This is a genomic window from Lentzea californiensis, assembly GCF_024648825.1.
Classification (GTDB): Bacteria; Actinomycetota; Actinomycetes; order Mycobacteriales; family Pseudonocardiaceae; genus Lentzea; species Lentzea californiensis.
Map to the genome: position 1 here is coordinate 356,739 of NZ_JANBBE010000003.1, position 16,231 is coordinate 372,969.

General features: G+C 69.5%; 19 protein-coding genes. 8 read left to right on the forward strand and 11 right to left on the reverse strand.

Features of this window, described 5'->3' with window-relative positions; genetic code table 11:
- Positions 1–51: 51 nt before the first annotated feature.
- The gene (locus LX88_RS16035; RefSeq protein WP_258948575.1) at positions 52–654 is read right to left on the reverse strand and encodes a bifunctional 4-hydroxy-2-oxoglutarate aldolase/2-dehydro-3-deoxy-phosphogluconate aldolase; all 603 of its coding nucleotides are present in this window, start codon (positions 652–654) and stop codon (positions 52–54) included.
- Between the two features lie 154 nt (positions 655–808).
- On the opposite strand from LX88_RS16035, the gene LX88_RS16040 reads away from it, so the two are divergent.
- The 3 genes from LX88_RS16040 to LX88_RS16050 all read left to right on the forward strand — a co-directional run bounded on the left by LX88_RS16040 (position 809) and on the right by LX88_RS16050 (position 3,326).
- The gene (locus LX88_RS16040) at positions 809–1,876 is read left to right on the forward strand and encodes an FAD-dependent oxidoreductase (RefSeq protein WP_258948576.1); all 1,068 of its coding nucleotides are present in this window, start codon (positions 809–811) and stop codon (positions 1,874–1,876) included.
- Between the two features lie 10 nt (positions 1,877–1,886).
- The gene (locus tag LX88_RS16045) at positions 1,887–2,456 is read left to right on the forward strand and encodes an XRE family transcriptional regulator (RefSeq protein WP_258948577.1); all 570 of its coding nucleotides are present in this window, start codon (positions 1,887–1,889) and stop codon (positions 2,454–2,456) included.
- 90 nt (positions 2,457–2,546) lie between these two features.
- Positions 2,547–3,326 carry a class I SAM-dependent methyltransferase gene (locus LX88_RS16050; protein WP_258948578.1) on the forward strand — a complete coding sequence of 260 codons (780 nt, stop codon included), beginning with the start codon at positions 2,547–2,549 and terminating at the stop codon, positions 3,324–3,326.
- 99 nt (positions 3,327–3,425) lie between these two features.
- On the opposite strand, the gene LX88_RS16055 is transcribed toward LX88_RS16050, so the two are convergent.
- From LX88_RS16055 to LX88_RS16080, 6 genes are read right to left on the reverse strand one after another with little or no spacing between them, the layout of a single operon-like run.
- On the reverse strand, positions 3,426–4,676 hold the full coding sequence (locus LX88_RS16055) for a sensor histidine kinase (protein WP_258948579.1): 1,251 nt from the start codon (positions 4,674–4,676) through the stop codon (positions 3,426–3,428).
- On the reverse strand, positions 4,673–5,347 hold the full coding sequence (locus tag LX88_RS16060) for a response regulator transcription factor (protein WP_258948580.1): 675 nt from the start codon (positions 5,345–5,347) through the stop codon (positions 4,673–4,675). Before LX88_RS16060 ends, LX88_RS16055 begins: the two co-directional genes overlap by 4 nt.
- The gene (locus LX88_RS16065; RefSeq protein WP_258948581.1) at positions 5,344–5,805 is read right to left on the reverse strand and encodes a hypothetical protein; all 462 of its coding nucleotides are present in this window, start codon (positions 5,803–5,805) and stop codon (positions 5,344–5,346) included. Before LX88_RS16065 ends, LX88_RS16060 begins: the two co-directional genes overlap by 4 nt.
- A gap of 12 nt (positions 5,806–5,817) precedes the next feature.
- Complete coding sequence (locus LX88_RS16070; RefSeq protein WP_258948582.1) at positions 5,818–7,008, reverse strand: ABC transporter permease; 1,191 nt, start codon at positions 7,006–7,008, stop codon at positions 5,818–5,820.
- A complete protein-coding gene (locus LX88_RS16075) occupies positions 7,005–7,685 on the reverse strand; it encodes an ABC transporter ATP-binding protein (RefSeq protein WP_258948583.1) in 681 nt (226 codons plus the stop codon). The genes LX88_RS16070 and LX88_RS16075 overlap by 4 nt, the downstream gene beginning before the upstream one ends.
- Positions 7,682–8,797: an efflux RND transporter periplasmic adaptor subunit gene (locus tag LX88_RS16080; protein WP_258948584.1), complete on the reverse strand. Its 1,116-nt coding sequence runs from the start codon at positions 8,795–8,797 to the stop codon at positions 7,682–7,684. Before LX88_RS16080 ends, LX88_RS16075 begins: the two co-directional genes overlap by 4 nt.
- Positions 8,798–8,927: 130 nt before the next feature.
- On the opposite strand from LX88_RS16080, the gene LX88_RS16085 reads away from it, so the two are divergent.
- Genes LX88_RS16085 through LX88_RS16095 form a run of 3 tightly spaced genes read left to right on the forward strand, consistent with a single transcriptional unit; the run spans position 8,928 to position 11,557 of the window.
- Complete coding sequence (locus LX88_RS16085) at positions 8,928–9,776, forward strand: helix-turn-helix domain-containing protein (protein ID WP_258948585.1); 849 nt, start codon at positions 8,928–8,930, stop codon at positions 9,774–9,776.
- Positions 9,751–9,924: a DUF397 domain-containing protein gene (locus tag LX88_RS16090; RefSeq protein WP_258948586.1), complete on the forward strand. Its 174-nt coding sequence runs from the start codon at positions 9,751–9,753 to the stop codon at positions 9,922–9,924. Before LX88_RS16085 ends, LX88_RS16090 begins: the two co-directional genes overlap by 26 nt.
- 58 nt (positions 9,925–9,982) lie before the next feature.
- A complete protein-coding gene (locus LX88_RS16095; protein ID WP_258948587.1) occupies positions 9,983–11,557 on the forward strand; it encodes a hypothetical protein in 1,575 nt (524 codons plus the stop codon).
- Here LX88_RS16095 and LX88_RS16100 read toward each other — a convergent pair.
- On the reverse strand, positions 11,554–12,114 hold the full coding sequence (locus tag LX88_RS16100) for a TetR/AcrR family transcriptional regulator (protein ID WP_258948588.1): 561 nt from the start codon (positions 12,112–12,114) through the stop codon (positions 11,554–11,556). The genes LX88_RS16095 and LX88_RS16100 overlap by 4 nt on opposite strands.
- An 85-nt stretch (positions 12,115–12,199) precedes the next feature.
- On the opposite strand from LX88_RS16100, the gene LX88_RS16105 reads away from it, so the two are divergent.
- The gene (locus LX88_RS16105; protein WP_258948589.1) at positions 12,200–12,661 is read left to right on the forward strand and encodes a cupin domain-containing protein; all 462 of its coding nucleotides are present in this window, start codon (positions 12,200–12,202) and stop codon (positions 12,659–12,661) included.
- A 276-nt stretch (positions 12,662–12,937) separates the two neighbouring features.
- Here the strand turns inward: LX88_RS16105 and LX88_RS16110 are convergent, their stop codons facing one another.
- From LX88_RS16110 to LX88_RS16120, 3 genes are read right to left on the reverse strand one after another with little or no spacing between them, the layout of a single operon-like run.
- Positions 12,938–14,521, reverse strand: coding sequence for a Na+/H+ antiporter (locus LX88_RS16110; RefSeq protein WP_258948590.1), 1,584 nt, complete (start codon positions 14,519–14,521; stop codon positions 12,938–12,940).
- Positions 14,522–14,540: 19 nt separating this feature from the next.
- The gene (gene trxA / locus LX88_RS16115; RefSeq protein WP_258948591.1) at positions 14,541–14,852 is read right to left on the reverse strand and encodes a thioredoxin; all 312 of its coding nucleotides are present in this window, start codon (positions 14,850–14,852) and stop codon (positions 14,541–14,543) included.
- The gene (locus tag LX88_RS16120) at positions 14,840–15,229 is read right to left on the reverse strand and encodes a MerR family transcriptional regulator (protein ID WP_258948592.1); all 390 of its coding nucleotides are present in this window, start codon (positions 15,227–15,229) and stop codon (positions 14,840–14,842) included. Before LX88_RS16120 ends, trxA begins: the two co-directional genes overlap by 13 nt.
- A 144-nt stretch (positions 15,230–15,373) precedes the next feature.
- Between LX88_RS16120 and LX88_RS16125 the strand changes: the two genes are divergently transcribed.
- Entirely contained in the window at positions 15,374–16,225 is an 852-nt protein-coding gene (locus LX88_RS16125; protein WP_258948593.1) for an LLM class flavin-dependent oxidoreductase, read from the forward strand.
- The last annotated feature ends 6 nt before the right edge of the window (positions 16,226–16,231 follow it).

Here is a 16,231-nt window from a genome sequence, read left to right on the forward strand (position 1 = left end):
ACGTGAAAGTCTTTCACAACCACCTGGGGTGACCCGAAGGTGTCGTATCGATTAAGAGCTGAAGGTCCGTTCGATCAGGGATTTGATCTCGTCGATCGGCGTGCGGGCGAGGGCCGAACCGACCCCGCACGCCACGGCTCCGGCCTCCAGCCACGCCGGCACGTCGGCGGGCGCGACACCACCGGTCGGCACGAGCGGCGCGTACGGCAGCACAGCGAGCACATCCCTGACCCACTGAGGCGTGGGAGCGGGGAACACCTTCACCGCGTCCGCCCCGGCCTCGAGAGCCTGCACGACCTCGGACACCGATCCGGCCCCCGGCAGCACGGCGGCCCCGTACCGGTGCCCGGCCCGGATCACCGACACGTTCAGGTTGGGGGCCACCAGGAACTGCGCACCGGCGCGCACCGCGGCGACGGCGGATGCCTCGTCCAGCACGGAGCCGGCGCCGATCACCGCGGACGGATGGTCCGCGCGGAGCTGCCGGATCGCTTCCAGCGCACCGGGGTTCGTCAACGGCAACTCGAGGGACGTGATCCCGGCGTTCAGCAACGGAACAGCGGCCTGAACGGCGGAGGAAGCGTCGGTGGTGCGAACGATCGCGATGACGCCCTGCCGCACGACTGCCTGGGTGATCTCGTAGCGGTAGCTCACGCCGGTCAGGCTACTGCGCACAGATCAGGAGTTGTTCCTGGTGCGTGACAGGGGCTGCCAGCCGCTGCCAGCGAGGTGTGCGGAGGGTGCCAGCGGGCCGGGCGAACCTGGTCGTGCCGTCAGGGAGGCGGCACGATCTCCAGGGGAGCACCACATGCACGTCACGATCATCGGTGCCGGACCCGGCGGCCTCACGCTCGCCCGCGTGCTGCACGTCAACGGCATCCCGTCCACCGTCTACGAGGCCGAGGAGTCGCCGTCGGCGCGGACGCAGGGCGGCATGCTCGACATCCACGACTACAACGGGCAGATCGCCGTCGAGGCCGCGGGCCTGATGGACGAGTTCCAGCGCCTGGTGCTGCCCGGTCGCCAAGCCATGCGGGTGCTGGACTCCGACGGCGCTGTGCTGTTCGAGAAGGGCGACGACGGCACGGGCGGCCGTCCCGAGGTGCAGCGCGCCGACCTGCGGCAGATGCTGCTCGACTCGTTGCCTCCGGGCACCGTCCGCTGGGGCTGCAAGGTGACCGGCGTCGAGGGCAGGACCGTGACGTTCGCCGACGGCAGCACCGTTGACGCTGACGTGCTGGTGGGCGCTGACGGCGCGTGGTCGCGGGTGCGGGCGTTGGTCACCGACGCGAAGCCCGAGTACACCGGGATGTCGTTCGTCGAGACCTACCTCTACGACGCCGACACCCGGCATCCCGAGGTCGCGAAGGTGGTCGGTGGTGGCTCGATGTTCGCCCCCGGTCAGGGCAAGGGGATCTTCGCGCACCGGGAGAGCGGCGGCACGCTGCACGCCTACGTGGAGTTCAGCCGCCCGCTGGAGTGGTTCGACGACCTCGGCCGGATCGAGGGGGAGTTCGAGGGCTGGGCGCCGGAGATCACGAAGCTGATCACCGAGTCCGACACCGAACCGGTGTTCCGCCCGCACTACGCCCTGCCGGCCGAGCACCGCTGGGAACGAGTGCCACGCGTGACACTGCTCGGCGACGCCGCGCACCTCATGGCGCCCAACGGTGAGGGCGCCAACCTGGCCATGCTGGACGCCGCCGAGCTCGGGCAGGCGCTGGCCACCAAGGACGTGGAGACCGCGCTCGCCGAGTACGAGGAGGCGATGTTCGTGCGGGCCGTCCACACCGCGGCGGACTCCGAGGAGATGGTGCAGAGCCTGTTCGGCGACGAGCCCCCGCAGAAGCTGCTCGACCTGCTCATCGAGGCCTAGCATCGACTGCATGATCCAAGAGGACGGTGACCTGGACGGCCTGGTGCGCAAGCGGATTCGCGCGCTGCGGGTCGCCCAGGGCTGGTCGCTCGACGAGCTCGCCGGCCGCGCCAAGCTCAGCCCGTCGTCGCTCAGCCGCATCGAGAACGGCCAGCGCCGTCTCGCCCTGGACCAGCTGGTGACGCTGGCCAGGGCGCTCGACACGTCGCTGGACCAGCTGGTCGAGACCGACACCGACGACGTGATCGTCAGCCCGATGCTCGACGGCGCGTCCGGCAACATGCGGTGGCCGATCAAGGCCGAGCCGGGCATGACCGTGATGCGCCAGCGGATGACCACTCCGCCGCCCGACAACCCCGCTTCCCTGCGTGCGCACTCCGGCCGCGAATGGCTGGTGGTGTTGTCGGGCACGGCGGTGCTGTTGCTGGGCAACCGAAGGCTTCGGGTGGAGACGAACCAGGCCGCCGAGTTCCCGACGATGCTGCCGCACGCGATCGGCACGGCGGGTGGTCCGTGCGAGATCCTCGGCATCTTCGACCGGGAGGCGCGGCGCGGCCACAACGCCGACAAGAAGGCGTGATCTTGCGCGGGCGGCACCGTGGAGGCCTATCGTCTTGCGCAATGCGCAAGACGCCGTGCATCTGACGCATGGCCGACCTACTTTGGGGCCATGAGCGAACACGGACATGGCCACGGCCACGGTCACCAACACGGCCATGGTCACCAACACGGCCACGGGCAAGGGCACGGGCACGGCGACAATGCCGACCAGGCCGAGGTCCTCGACCTCGACGCCGAACTCCTAGCCGACCACACCGCCGGCATCATCGACTGGCTCCCCACCGCGAACCCCCGCCACATCGTCGACCTGGGAGCCGGGACTGGTGCGGGCACGTTCGCCCTGCTGACCCGCTTCCCCGAAGCCCACGTCACCGCCGTCGACTCCTCGGTCGAGCATCTCCAGCGCCTCCGCACCCAGGCCGGCGAACGGGGTCTGGCCGACCGGGTGCACACCGTCGTCGCCGACCTCGACTCGGACTGGCCCGACCTCGGCACCCCGGACCTGATCTGGGCCTCGGCGTCCCTGCATCACATGGCCGACCCCGGCCACGCTCTCGCCCAGCTGCACAAGACCCTCGCGCCCGGCGGGCTGCTCGCCGTGGTCGAGCTGGCCGGCATGCCGCAGTTCCTTCCCGAACACGGCCCGGACGGCCACGACGAGCGCATGCCGCACCGCGGTGCCGACTGGGGTCCGATGCTGACCGGAGCCGGGTTCACCGTCGAGGGCGACCGCACGATCACCGTCCACGTCGAACGGTCCGAGGCCGTCGAACGCTACGCCCGCATCGTCCTGCGGCGACAGCTGGACCCGGAAGTCCTCGAAGACGCGTTGCGGCGCGACGATCTGGCCCTGCGCACCGAACGCAGCGTCTGGGCGGCGCGGAGATGACCCGTCAGCGAGGCGGGTGCCCTGCCTGACTGATGAGCGCCGTCCTCAGCAGGTCGAGTGCGGCGGACCGTGCCCCGGTCAGCGACCTGGCCCCACCGCTCACGCCCCGAATAGCACCCGGAACACCGCGCCCTCGCCGGGCGCGGTGTCCAGTTCGATCCGCCACCCGTGGGCGGCGACCAGTGCCGCCACGATCGACAGCCCCAGCCCGCTCCCACCGGGGCCGCGAGCGGGATCCGCGCGGTAGAAGCGTTCGAACACCCGCGCGGCCTGCTCAGGCGTCAGTCCCGGCCCGTGATCGGCGACCACGATCGAGCCCGGAGTCAGCCGAACCTCGATCGGCGTCCCAGCGGGCGTGTGGACCAGCGCGTTGTCGAGCAGGTTCGTCAGGATCTGCCGCACCCGCGCCTCGTCCGCCTCGACCGGCACCGGCCCTGCCGGCAACTCCAACGAGACGAGACGGTTCGTCTCGTGGGCCCGGACCTCGGCCACGGCATCGGTCACCACAACGACCAGGTCCACGGCGGACAAGGTCAGGGGCTGCGACGAGTCCAGCCGAGCCAGCTGCAGCAGGTCGTCGACCAGCACCCCCATCCGCGCGGCGTGGTCCTCGACCCGCCGCAACACCTCGGCAGGATCGGTGGCCGCACCCTGCCGGTACAACTCGGCATACCCGCGAATCGACGTCAACGGCGTCCGCAGCTCGTGCGAAGCATCGGCGACGAACTGCCGCATCCGGTTCTCCGAGCTGACCCGCACGGCGAACGCGGCCTCGATCTGCCCCAGCATCGTGTTCAGCGCGGACGCCAGCCGCCCCACCTCCGACCCCGGCCGCCGCACCGGCACCCGCCGCGACAGGTCACCGGCCGCGATCTCCCCGGCGACCTGCTCGACCTCCTCCAGCGCCCGGGTCGAAGCCCTGACCAGTGCATACCCGGCCATCCCGACGAGGACCAACGCCCCGAGGCTGATCAGCAGGAACGCCACCCTGAGGTCACCGACCGCCCGGTCCACCTCCGACTGGTCCACGGCCGCGACCAGCTCGGCCCCGTCGAACTGCCGCATCACGACCCGCCGCGAACCGACCGTGACGTGCTCGCCGGGCGTCAACGTGCCGTAAGCCGGCAGGCCGTCGAAGGAGGTGCCCGACAGCACGCCGTCCGCGGAACGCAGCACCACGTTGTCGCGCAACGGAAGTGTGCGCGGCGTCGACACCACTCGGTCCAGCCGCGCGTCGAGCTGGCCGAGCAGGTAGCGCTCCATCACGGTGGACCCGATCAGCCACGTCACGAACAGGCCCGCGGCCGCCAGGGCGACGAGCACGACCACCAGCCGCACGCGCAACGTCATGGGCGGATCATGTACCCGAGGCCGCGGACGGTGTGGATCAGGCGCGGCTCGGTGCCGTCCACCTTGCGCCGCAGGTACGAGATGTAGGACTCGACCACGCCGACGTCGCCGTCGAAGTCGTGCGACCACACCTGGTCCAGGATCTGCGCCTTCGACAGGACGCGGCCGCTGTTGCGCATCAGGTAGTGCAGCAGCCGGAATTCCGTCGGCGACAGCTCCACGACCCGCGAGCCGCGCCGCACGACGTGGCTGTCCACGTCCAGCGACAGCTCCCCGCACGTCAGTTGTTCCGTGCCGGGACGGGTGCGGCGCAGCACCGCCGTCACCCGCGCGATGACCTCCTCCAGGCTGAACGGCTTGGTGATGTACCCGTCGCCGCCGATCGTCAGACCGGTGACGCGGTCGTCCGTGCCGTCGCGCGCCGTCAGGTACAGCACCGGCACCCGCACGCCCGAGGAACGCAGCCGCCGCACCACCTCGAACCCGTCCCGGTCGGGCAGCATCACGTCGAGCAGCACCAGGTCCGGCGAGTCGTCACGTGCCGCCTGCAAGGCCTCGGAGCCGGTCGCCGCGCTCGTCACGGTGAACCCCGCGAACCGCAGGCTGGCGCACAGCAGCTCGCGGATGCTGGGCTCGTCCTCGACGACGAGCAACCGGCCACGGGAGCTCACGGCCGCTGGGTGATGGTCTGCCCGGTCACCGTTCCGTCGGAACCGGCCTGGCCCTGCACGACGACCTGCTGACCCGCCTTGAGATCGGTGAGCTCGCCCTCCGAACTGATCTCCACCTTCGTCGTGTCCGCAGTGGACACCTTCACGACCTCACCGTTCTGCGTCTTGACGTAGACGGTCGTGCCGTCGACGTGGTCGATCGTGCCGACGGTGCCGCGCCCGTTCGGCCGGTTCTGGCCCGAGGGCGGTGTGCCGCCGAACTGCCGACCGGCGGCGTTCTGGCGCGCCGGAGTTTCGCTGGCACCGAAGGACTTCTGCACGAACACCCCGCCGACGAACGCCACGATCGCGAGCACCGCGACGCCGAGGACCATCGTGGTCTTGCCGACGCCCGCCTTGCGTTCCTCCAGCTCAGCCGAGATGTCGTTCTCCAGGGGCTGATCGAGTGGGTTGGTCACGTCCGAGACTCCTTATTCGTGCCTGAGGGCTTCGATGGGACGGAGCTTCGCGGCGCGGGAAGCCGGGTAGCTGCCGAAGAACAGGCCGATCAACGCCGACACCGCGAACGCCAGCAGCACCGACGACGGCACGAGCACGGGCTGGATGCCCGCGATGGTGAACCGGCTGCCGATCACGCCCGCAGCCACCCCGAGAGCGCCGCCGAACAAACTGAGCAGCGTCGCCTCGATCAGGAACTGCCCGAGGATCGAGGATCGAGGAGCCCCCACGGCCTTGCGGATGCCGATCTCCCGGATCCGCTCGGTGACGGTCACCAGCATGATGTTCGTGATGCCGATCCCGCCGACCAGCAACGAGATCGCGGCCACCGACGCCAGCAACACGGTGAACGTCTCCGTCGTCGCGGTCCGCGCGGTCAGCAGCTGGTCCTGGCTCAGGATCCGGTAGTCGGCCGTGCCGGCGATCTTGTGCCGGCCGTTGAGGATGGTCGTCACCTGGGCCTGCGCGTCCGGCAACGCGTCCGCGGACCGGGCCTGCACCACGATCTGGGTGAGGCTGCCGTACCCGGTCAACGCGTTCTGCGTCGTCGTCAGCGGCGCCACGGCCAGGTCGTCCGCGTCCTGCAACCCGCTGGACCCCTTGGCCGCCAGCACCCCGACCACCGTGAACGGGATGTTGTTGACCAGCATGGACTTCCCGATCGGATCGATGCCGGGGAAGAGCTGCGTGGCCACGGTCGAGCCGATCACGACGACTTTGCGCGCCTGCTGGACGTCGTTGTCGGAGAACAGGTTCCCCTGCGCGACCGCGCTGTTCGTGGTGTCGAAGTAGCGCGGGTCCGAACCGACGAACTGGCCGATGTCGTGCGTGGTGTCGCCGTACCCGGCCGTCGCCTGCGCCGACACCACCGGCGAGGCGTACCGGACGTCGGGGGAGTCCTGACCCACCAGCGCCGCCGCGTCCGCCGTGGTCAGCGGCTTGGCCGTGCTGCCGGGCTGGGCGCGCTGCGGGCTGATCGTCAGGATGTTCGTGCCGAGCCCCGCGATGCTCTGCTGCACCGCGCTCGACGCGCCGTTGCCGACCGCGATCAGCAGGATCACCGACGCGACGCCGATCAGGATGCCCAGGGTCGTGAGCCCGGACCGCATCTTGTTCGCGGTCAGCCCCCGCACGGCGAAGGCGGCGATCTCGAAGATCCTCACACCAGCACCCCCGCGACCCTGCCGTCGACGACCCGCACGGTCCGCATGGCGTGCGCGGCGACCTCGTCCTCGTGCGTGATCAGCACGACCGTGCGCCCGCTGGCGTTGAGCCGGTCGAGGATGCCCAGCACCTCACGGCTGGAGTCGGTGTCGAGGTTCCCGGTCGGCTCGTCGGCGAGCACGATCGCGGGCGACGTGACCAGGGCCCGTGCGATGGCGACGCGCTGCTGCTGACCGCCGGACAACTCGTTGGGACGGTGGTGGGTCCGGTCCGCGAGGCCGACGAGATCGAGCGCCGCCAGCGCCCGCTCCCGGCGTTGGGCACGCCGAACTCCCGCGTACACCAGCGGGAGCTCGACGTTCGCGAGTGCCGTGGTGCGCGGCACCAGGTTGAAGGACTGGAAGACGAAACCGATCTTCCTGTTGCGCAGCAACGAGAGCTGCTCCTCGTCGAACTCGCCCGTGTCGATCCCGTCGAGCAGGTACTTGCCGCCCGACGGCACGTCGAGACACCCGAGGATGTTGAGCAGCGTCGACTTGCCCGACCCCGACGCGCCCATGATCGCGATGTACTCGCCCTTCTGGACGGTGAGATCGAGACCGCGCAACGCGTGCACGGCCGTGTCGCCGCTGCCGTAGGTCTTGCGGAGGTCGCGGACCTCGATGACCGGGCTCATCGGCCGGTCCCGGTGAAGCCGCCACCGTTGCGCTGGCCGCCGGTGCCGGGGAACTGGCCGCCCTGCTGCTGGCCGGTGCGGTTCTGATTGGTCGACGTGGTCACCTGCGGCAGCACGACCTCCTCGCCCGCGGACAGCCCGGACTTGATCTCCACGTACTGGTCGCCGCGCACGCCGATCTCGACGGCCTTGCGCGTCTCCGCCCCGTTCTCCAGCACCGCGACGGAACTCGCGCCGCCGACGGTCTGCACGGCCGCGGCGGGCACGGCGAGCACGTTGGTGGCCCCCGCGACGGTGATCTCGACACTCGCCGACTGACCCGGCCTCAGTCCGGCCGGTGGCTCGGTCAGGGTGAGCGTCACGCCGTACTGCACGACGTTGTTCGCGGTCGTGGGAGTGAGATCGACCTGCGTCACCTTGGCCTGGACCGGCTGCGACTGCATCGCGTTGACCGTGACGGTCGCGGCCTGGTCTCCCTTGAGCTTGCTGACGTCGGACTCAGAGACGTTCGCGTGCACCACCAGGTTCTTCAGGTCGGTGACGACGACGAACCCGGACGGCGCCGTGGTGGTCGTGCCGGCGGCGGTGCTGGAGGTGTTGCCACTGCTGACCTTCTGACCGACAGCGCCGGTGACCGACGTGATCGTGCCGTCGCCGGGCGCGGTCAGCGTGGTGGACGCCAGCGTGTCCTTCGCCTGCTGGAGCGCGAGCTGCGCCTGCCGGTACGCCGTGAGCAACGCGGTCGTGGCGGTGCCCTTGTCCAGCGCGGCGTTCAGGTTGCCCTGCGCGATGTCGACCTGCAGCTGCGCCTGCGTCGGATCGAGCCTCGCGAGCTGCTGGCCCTTGGTGACGACGTCACCGACCTGGACGTTGACCTCGGTGACCGTGCCGCTCGCGCCGAACGAAGCGGCGGCGCTGAACGAGCTCTGCACCGTCCCGGACGCCGTCACCACCTCGCTGACGTCGCGGTTCGCGGCGGCGGTCGTGCGGGCGGCGGTGGGCTGGGCACTGCCGGAGGAACCGAAGAACACCAGGTAGCCGGCCACGCCGGCGCCGAGGAGCACCACCACCAGCAGTCCGTTGATCACCAGGGATCTGCGACGTCGAGTCATGGCTGGGGATGGTCGTCCGCCAAGCTGTGCCAGAGCTGCGAGTTTCCTGGCAACGAGCTGAAGATCAGCCCATCCGTTTTCACCCGAACGAGCCCCTTGTTGCTCTTCGAGCAAGCCCTACGGTCGAGGAATGGCCACCAGTACTCCATCCACCGCATACAGCCGGGATCTGGGCGACGAACTGCGCAAAGTACGCGAGACGTCGTCCGCACTCACGGGCGCCGCACTGGCCGTCCGCCTGGGCTGGGATCCCAGCAAGGTCTCCACGCTGGAGAACGGCAAGTACCGCCCCAGCGAGATCGACCTCGTGCAGTACCTCTCGATGCTCGGCAAGGACATCGACTTCTTCGAGGACTTCAAACGCCGCTTCCGCTACGCGTTCGAGGAGTACATCGTCCAGGTCTCGGACAACCTCCGCACACTGGCGATGGCGGAGGCGACCGCCATCATGATCACCAGTTACGACCCGCAGGCGGTGCCAGGTCTGTCGCAGACACCGGAGTACGCCGACAGCCTGTACCGGATGGGCGGGTACATCGTGGAGGAGCGGATTCCCACGGTGGTCAAGTTCCGGATGGACCGGCAGGTCATCCTGAACCGGCACGATCGACCAACCTGTTTGTTCTACATCCACGAGCACGCGCTGCAGACACAGGTCGGCGACGCACAGATCATGGAAGACCAGTACGCCAAGCTGCTGTTCGGCGCGCCCACGATTCGAATCGTCCCTGCGACGGCGAAGCTCGTGGCCACCAGTTGCGTGCTGTGGGAGTACGACAAGGCGATGCCCGTGGCGTTCACCTCGACCGACCTGGCGAAGGTGTTCGTGCAGGATCCGGGCGCCATCGCGAGGACTCGGTTGCTCTTCGACCGCTTGGCCGAGGTGGCCCTGGATGAGGAACAATCGCGGAAGGTGCTGGCGGACTACGTCGGCCGACCGCGAGAGGAACTCAATGAGCGAGGCCCGCGCTTGGCGTAAGAGCAGCTACAGCGGCGCGACCGAGGACGACAACTGCGTCGAGGTGTCGTTGTCCTCCGACGCTCTGGTCCGTGACTCGAAGAACCCGTCCGGAGGCGTCCTGACCTTCACTTCTGCCGCCTGGAAAAATTTCCTCGAATCTCGTTGAACCGCCTCCCGTCTCGCTACGTGTTCCCGCCGTACAACGGGAACGAGGGGGATGGGCCATGGCTGACGAGAAGACGGTGTTGATCGGCCGCTGCGGCCCGACGGTCATGCTGCCGAAGCAGGGCAGCAAGATCGTTCCGCTGCGCAGGTCCACGCCACTGCGGGTGGACGTGGCGGGTGGCGGTCCGGTCGGCCTCGCCTTCGCGTGCTCGATCAAGTCGTTGCTGGGGGAGCAGGTCTCGGTCCGGGTGCACGACCGCCGCTGGATGCGTCAGGGCAACCGGGTCGTGTGGAAGGGCCTGGCTGAGGGCAACAATCGCCGCGAGCAGGTCGTGACGCTGCAGAGCAACGTCTGGGCGGCGCTGCCGGCCGCGGTGCAGGAGCGGCTCTTCACGCCCGGCAAGTTCTCCGAGATGTGGCCGCTCGGACCCGACTCCCCGGCGTCCAAGGGGCGTCCGCGCAACATCAAGATCCGCTGGATCGAGGACTGCCTGCTCGACATGGCGCAGGACGTCTACGGCATCGAGGTCGTTCCCGGCGCCTACACCCCGCCGACCAGCTTCGACGGCCTGCACGTGCTCGCGATCGCCGACGGCGCCCGTTCCGCGACCCGCGACGCGTTCAAGGACCAGTTCGGCACGCCGAGCCGGGAACTGTTCTCCGTGGACGGTTCGCCGCTCGACGAGCGCGTCCTGGGCATCCGCGTCACCGCCAAGTCGCCCGACGAGCACACCGTCCCGCTGACCGTGGCGCAGAACAGGTTCCTCTTCAACTCGCTCGGCGGCGGCTTCATCAACATGCGCCTGACCGCCGAGGAGGCCTCCGAGATCGTCGCCCTGGGGGAGAGCGGCCCGATCTCGTGCATCGGCAAGTTCGGCTGCACCATGCGTCCCGCCTCGAACGGCCGCTTCGTCTGCGACCGCCACCGCGCCGTCTTCAAGCCGTCGGTCGACAAGCTCTCCTACCTGTGGCCCCGGATCCTCGACGGCCTGCGCTTCTTCGGCGTCGGCGTGGCGGACGTCGTCGGCATCAACTCGTTCACGCTCGGCATGCAGCAGATGTCGAAGTTCACCGCGCAGCTCGCGCCGTCGACGTTCGGCTTCCTGCTCGGCGACGCCGCGAACTCGCTGCACTTCTGGCCCGGCCGAGGCCTCAACACGGGCCTCAAGAGCGCCCTGTCGCTCGCCGTGAACCTGCAGAAGCGCTGGCGCGGCAAGGCTTTCCGCGCCGCCGACTTCGCTCAGCACGAGGGCATCATGCAGCAGCTCCAGTACCGCGAGAAGTCGCGCGCCTGGACCACCATGCTCATGCCCGACTCCGAAGGCACCCCGCGCGGCATCGAGGACCGCATCCGCGAGGGCCTCCAGGGCCCGTACGACCGCGCGGCACTCGTGCAGACGCTGTTCGAACGCGTCATCGGCATCAAGAAGCGCATGGGCGACCGCATGGGCCCGCTGGCCACCGACGAGTGGTACTACGGCCGAGTCAACGCCCTGGACACCCGCACGCTGAAGGTCATGGTGGAGTCCGGCGCCTGGATCACCCGCGAGATCGGCGGCGAGGAGGTCGAGATTCCGTCGGCCGAGACCAAGGTCGCCGAGCCCGTCCGCCGGGGTCTGTCCCTCGTCGGCTAACCGACGGTCGTGCGCAGGGAGCGCACCGCGTCCAGCAGGAGATCGCGCAAGGTCCGGGTCTCGCCCGGTCGCGTCCACCGCCGGAACGCCGCCTGCTGCGCGAGCATGGCGGCACCGGCGGCGAGGAACGCCGTTTCAGGATCACCGCATCGTGCGTGCAGCGCGTCGGCGATCGCCTCGGTGAGGGCGGCGTTCTTGCCGAGCTCGCGCTCCAGCAGCTCCGGGTTGGCGGCGATTACGGCGTAGCGGCGCGCCACCACGGCGCGTTGGTTCTCGAACATCTTGTCGGCAACGACTTCCAGCGCGGACACGACCGCATCGAGTGGCGAGGCCTCGTCGCTCGACGCGATCTCGCGGACGATCTCCTCCTGGAGCACCGAGCTCAGCCTGAACAGCACCTCGCGCTTGTCGGCGAAGTGGTTGAAGAACGTCCGCTGGGTGAGCTCCGCCCGCGCGACGATCTCGGCGACGGTCGTGCGCTCGAACCCCTGCTGGTCGAAGAGTTCCAGCGCGGCGGTCTGCAGGCGCTCGGCTGCGTCCGGTTTCCATCGCGGCATGCCCCGAGCCTAGCGACTGCACACTGTGCAGTCACTGGTGCTACGGTGATTGCACAAGCTGTAATCACATCAGGGAGGCTTCCTCATGGCCGAGGTGTCGATCGTCCGTCCCGGCGAGGGCGAGCTCATCGCCAGTGGTCCGTCACAGATCCGGATCCTCGAAGACGGCAGCAACACCGCTCACCGCCTGGGAATCGGTGAAGTCGTCATCCCCCCGCACACCCCGGGCCCTCCGCAACACCGCCACGCGCAGCACGACGAGGGCTTCTACGTGCTCACGGGCACCGTGCGGTTCACCATCGGGCAGGACGACCACGACGTCGAAGCCGGCTCGTGGGTCACGGTCCCGCCGGGCGCACCGCACACCTTCGCCAACCCGGGCGACGAGCGGGCGGTCATGCTGACCACGTTCACGCCGGACCACTACGTGCAGTACTTCCGCGACCTCAAGGCCATGGTCGAGTCGGGGCAGCCCATGACGCGCGAGACCATGGTGCCGATCTGGCAGAACTACGCCACGGAACCGTCCACCGAGTTCGCACCGTGACCGCCGTGGTCGTTACCCGGTTCTGCCGGTAGCCCGATCCGCCGCACCACGGGACGATCGACGTCGGAGTTGCCGACCACGACCGAAGCCCGTTCCGGCCTCGTCCAGGGAGTGTCCAAGCGAAGGTCGATGATCCGCTCGCGGTACCGGCGGTCCCCGCCGGGCCCGAGCGGTTCCGGCACCAGCCGTGAGAACGAGCAGCGGACGCCCGAGCCCGGCGAGGTGGTCGGCGATCCGGCCCAGCACGCGCTCCCGAGGAGTGGTCACGCGCCAAATTCAGTCGTCGTCGACCTCGCGCCTGGACAGCCGCACTTCCTCCACGTCGAGCTTGCGCTGGATCGTGCGCAACACGATGTCGTCGATCGCGGCTTCGTCGCGCAACCGCACGACGGTCGCCCGCTTGTGCGCGATCAGCTCCAGCCGCAGGGCCGCGTACTGGACCTCCGACTGCGCCACCTCCTCGTCGCCGGCCTCCTTGGCACGTACGACCTCCAGGTGGTGTTCGTACTCGGCCCGCACCCGCTTGTAGACGACGTCGGATACCCCGGCCTTGTCTGCCAACCGAGGCAGCGCCTCGTAGGCCTCCTCGGACGCCGTCGACTGGGCGAGCCGCAGCTCCTCGTCCAGCGCCGTGTCCTCGGGCAGCTGCGAGAACCGGATGATCGACGGCAGCAGCACCGCCTGCACGATCAACGTCAGCACCACGACGCCGGACGTGATGAGGATGATCTCGTCGCGGAACGGGAAAGGCCCGCCGCCCACCACCGTCTCGGGCACGGCCAGCGCGGCGGCCAGCGACACCGCGCCGCGGAACCCGGCTGCCGACGACGCCAGTCGCTGGCGGGCTCCGACGCGCCGCAGTCGTTGCTGCGGGCGGCGGTCGAGGGCGCGGATCACGTAAGGAGTGGTGTAGCTCCACAGCAGGCGCGTGCCCGTCACCGTCAGCGCCACCAGGCCGATGGCACCGAACGTCGCGAGGGTCTCCGAGCCGTCGAGCGACCGCATCGCGCTGTGCGCCTGGAGTCCGATCAGGACGAACAGGGCACCGTTCAGGACGAACGTGGCGATGCCCCAGAACGCGTAGCTGACCTGGCGGGTGTCGGCGCGCACGATGCGCGGCCCGACCCGTGCCAGCGCCAGGCCGCACGTCACAACGGCGATCACGCCGGAGCCGTGCACCGTCTCGGCCAGCAGGAACGCCGCGAACGGCGTCAGGATGCTGACCACGCTCTCGTGCAACGGGCTGTCGAGCCGCTTGCGCACCTGCACCGCGAGCCACGCGACGACCAACCCGGCGACCGCGCCGCCCGCGTACGACAGCAGCAGCTGCAACCCGACCCGTCCGGTGCTGAACTCCTGTTCACCGATGGTGATGGAGACGGCGATCGCGTAGATCACGAGCGCCGTGCCGTCGTTGATCAACGACTCGGCGCGCAGGATGGTCGACGTCCGGCGCGGCATGCCGCGGGCGATCGCGGCGACGGCTGTCGCGTCGGTGGGTGCGAGAGCCGCGCCGAGCACCCACGCCGGGCCCCAGTCGAGGCCCAGCGCGTGGGCGACGGACGCGACGGCGGCGGCCGTCGCGAGCACGAGCAGCGTGCTGAGCAGCACGATCGGGCGCAGGTTGCTGCGGATCTCCCGCAACGACGTGTTGAGGCTTTCCCAGTACAGCAACGCCGGCAGGAAGATCAGCAGCATCGCCTCCGGCGGCAGGCTGACCTCTTCCAGTGCGGGCACGAAGCCGAGCACCCCGCCGCACACCACCAGCAGCACCGGGGCGGCGACGCGCAGCCGACCGGACACCATGCTGCTCGCGAGGATGCACACACCCAGCACCACTACGAGTTCGAGACCGAGCATGCGCTAGAAGATAGGCCGATCAGGCGCTCAGCGCGTCATCCAGTTCGGCCAGCAGGCGGGACTTGGGCCGCGCTCCCACGATCTGCCGGATCGGCACGCCGTCGCGGAACAGCAGCATCGTGGGCAGCGACATGACCTGGTGGTCGCGGGCGGTGGCGGTGTTCTCGTCGGCGTTGATCTTGACGACGGTCAGGTCGTCGCGCTCGCGGTCGATCTCCTCGAGCACGGGGGTGAGCATGTGGCACGGCCCGCACCACTGCGCCCAGAACTCCACGAGGACGGTGCCCGTCCGGGTCTGGTCCGAGAACGTGGCGTCGGTCAGCTGCTGCACTGGAACTCCTTGGGTTCGGGCACGAGGCACGGGTCCTGGAAGGCGAGTCTGGCCAGCAGGAACTCCCGGACGGTGTGGAGCCGGTCCAGGCAGGCGTCCACCTCGGCGAGCTTGCGCCGGTAGACCTCCCGCGAGTCGGGACACGAGTCGCCCGACTCGTGCCCGGCGCGCAGGCACGCGACGAACGGCCGGGTGTCCTCCAGCGACAGCCCGACCGCCTGCAGTGACTGGATCTCGCGAACCAGCCGCAGGTGGTGCTCGTCGTACTCGCGGTAGCCGTTCGACGTGCGCCCCGCTTCAAGGAGCCCCTCGGACTCGTAGAAGCGCAGCGCACGGGTCGTGGTGCCGGCTCGCTTGGCCAGTTCGCCGATCCTCATGACCGAACGCTAAACCTTGACGCTCACGTCAACGCAAGCTCGCGGAAATATTCCCGATCGCGCGCGCAATCCCACCCAGTGGCCGCCCCGGCACGAGCCCCTCCTCCGCCCACAGAATGCGGGTAAACGACGAGAGGGGGACCGGTGGGCACACGACTGCACCTGGCCGCCGCGCTCCACGCGACCGGCGAAGAAGCTTTCACCGCAAGGCATTGGGCCGAACTCGTGCGCGAGGCCGAGGAGGCCAAGCTCGACTTCGTCACGTTCGGCGACTCGCTCGGCGGTGAACCGGGCCTGGACGCGGTGCTCACGGCCGCGCGCATCGCCCCGCTGAGCACGCGCATCGGGCTCGTCCCGACAGCGGTGGTGACGCACACCGAGCCGTTCCACGTGTCGAAGGCGATCGCGACGCTCGACTACGTGAGCGGGGGACGGGCGGGCGTTGCGCTGGCCGTCGCGCCCGATCCCGCCGACGCCAGGCACTTCGGGCGCCGCACGGTCGGCGCCGAGGCCGAGCTGTGGGAAGAGGCCGCGGATTACGCAGAGGTGCTGCGCCGGTTGTGGGACAGCTGGGAGGACGACGCGGAGATCCGCGACGTGGCCACCGGGCGGTTCGTCGACCGCGAGAAGCTGCACTACATCGACTTCGAGGGCCGGTGGTTCAAGGTGCGCGGGCCGTCGATCACACCGCGTCCGCCGCAGGGTCATCCGCTGATCGCTGCCTCGGAGCCGTTGGGGGACATCGTGTTCGCGGACGAAGCCTCGGCGCCGGACAGGCTCGTGTTCCGAGATGTCGACGCGTCGACCCCGGTCGATCAACTGATCGCCTGGCACAGGGAGGGTTTCGCCGGTTTCCGGCTGCACGGCGACCTCCTCCGGATCACCCGTGAGCTCGTGCCGGAACTGCGGCGGCGGGGATTGTTCCGCACCGAGTACGAGCACACGACGTTGCGCGGCCACCTCGGCCTCGCCCGGCCCGTCAACCAGTTCGCCTAGGAGGAG

Bases quoted from the DNA above. Each gene is read 5' to 3' on its own strand.
- LX88_RS16040 (WP_258948576.1), top strand. From the start codon at position 809: ATGCACGTCACGATCATCGGTGCCGGACCCGGCGGCCTCACGCTCGCC.
- LX88_RS16045 (WP_258948577.1), top strand. From the start codon at position 1,887: ATGATCCAAGAGGACGGTGACCTGGACGGCCTGGTGCGCAAGCGGATT.
- LX88_RS16050 (WP_258948578.1), top strand. From the start codon at position 2,547: ATGAGCGAACACGGACATGGCCACGGCCACGGTCACCAACACGGCCAT.
- LX88_RS16055 (WP_258948579.1), bottom strand. From the start codon at position 4,676: ATGACGTTGCGCGTGCGGCTGGTGGTCGTGCTCGTCGCCCTGGCGGCC.
- LX88_RS16075 (WP_258948583.1), bottom strand. From the start codon at position 7,685: ATGAGCCCGGTCATCGAGGTCCGCGACCTCCGCAAGACCTACGGCAGC.
- LX88_RS16080 (WP_258948584.1), bottom strand. From the start codon at position 8,797: ATGACTCGACGTCGCAGATCCCTGGTGATCAACGGACTGCTGGTGGTG.
- LX88_RS16085 (WP_258948585.1), top strand. From the start codon at position 8,928: ATGGCCACCAGTACTCCATCCACCGCATACAGCCGGGATCTGGGCGAC.
- LX88_RS16090 (WP_258948586.1), top strand. From the start codon at position 9,751: ATGAGCGAGGCCCGCGCTTGGCGTAAGAGCAGCTACAGCGGCGCGACC.
- LX88_RS16095 (WP_258948587.1), top strand. From the start codon at position 9,983: ATGGCTGACGAGAAGACGGTGTTGATCGGCCGCTGCGGCCCGACGGTC.
- LX88_RS16100 (WP_258948588.1), bottom strand. From the start codon at position 12,114: ATGCCGCGATGGAAACCGGACGCAGCCGAGCGCCTGCAGACCGCCGCG.
- LX88_RS16105 (WP_258948589.1), top strand. From the start codon at position 12,200: ATGGCCGAGGTGTCGATCGTCCGTCCCGGCGAGGGCGAGCTCATCGCC.
- LX88_RS16110 (WP_258948590.1), bottom strand. From the start codon at position 14,521: ATGCTCGGTCTCGAACTCGTAGTGGTGCTGGGTGTGTGCATCCTCGCG.
- LX88_RS16120 (WP_258948592.1), bottom strand. From the start codon at position 15,229: ATGAGGATCGGCGAACTGGCCAAGCGAGCCGGCACCACGACCCGTGCG.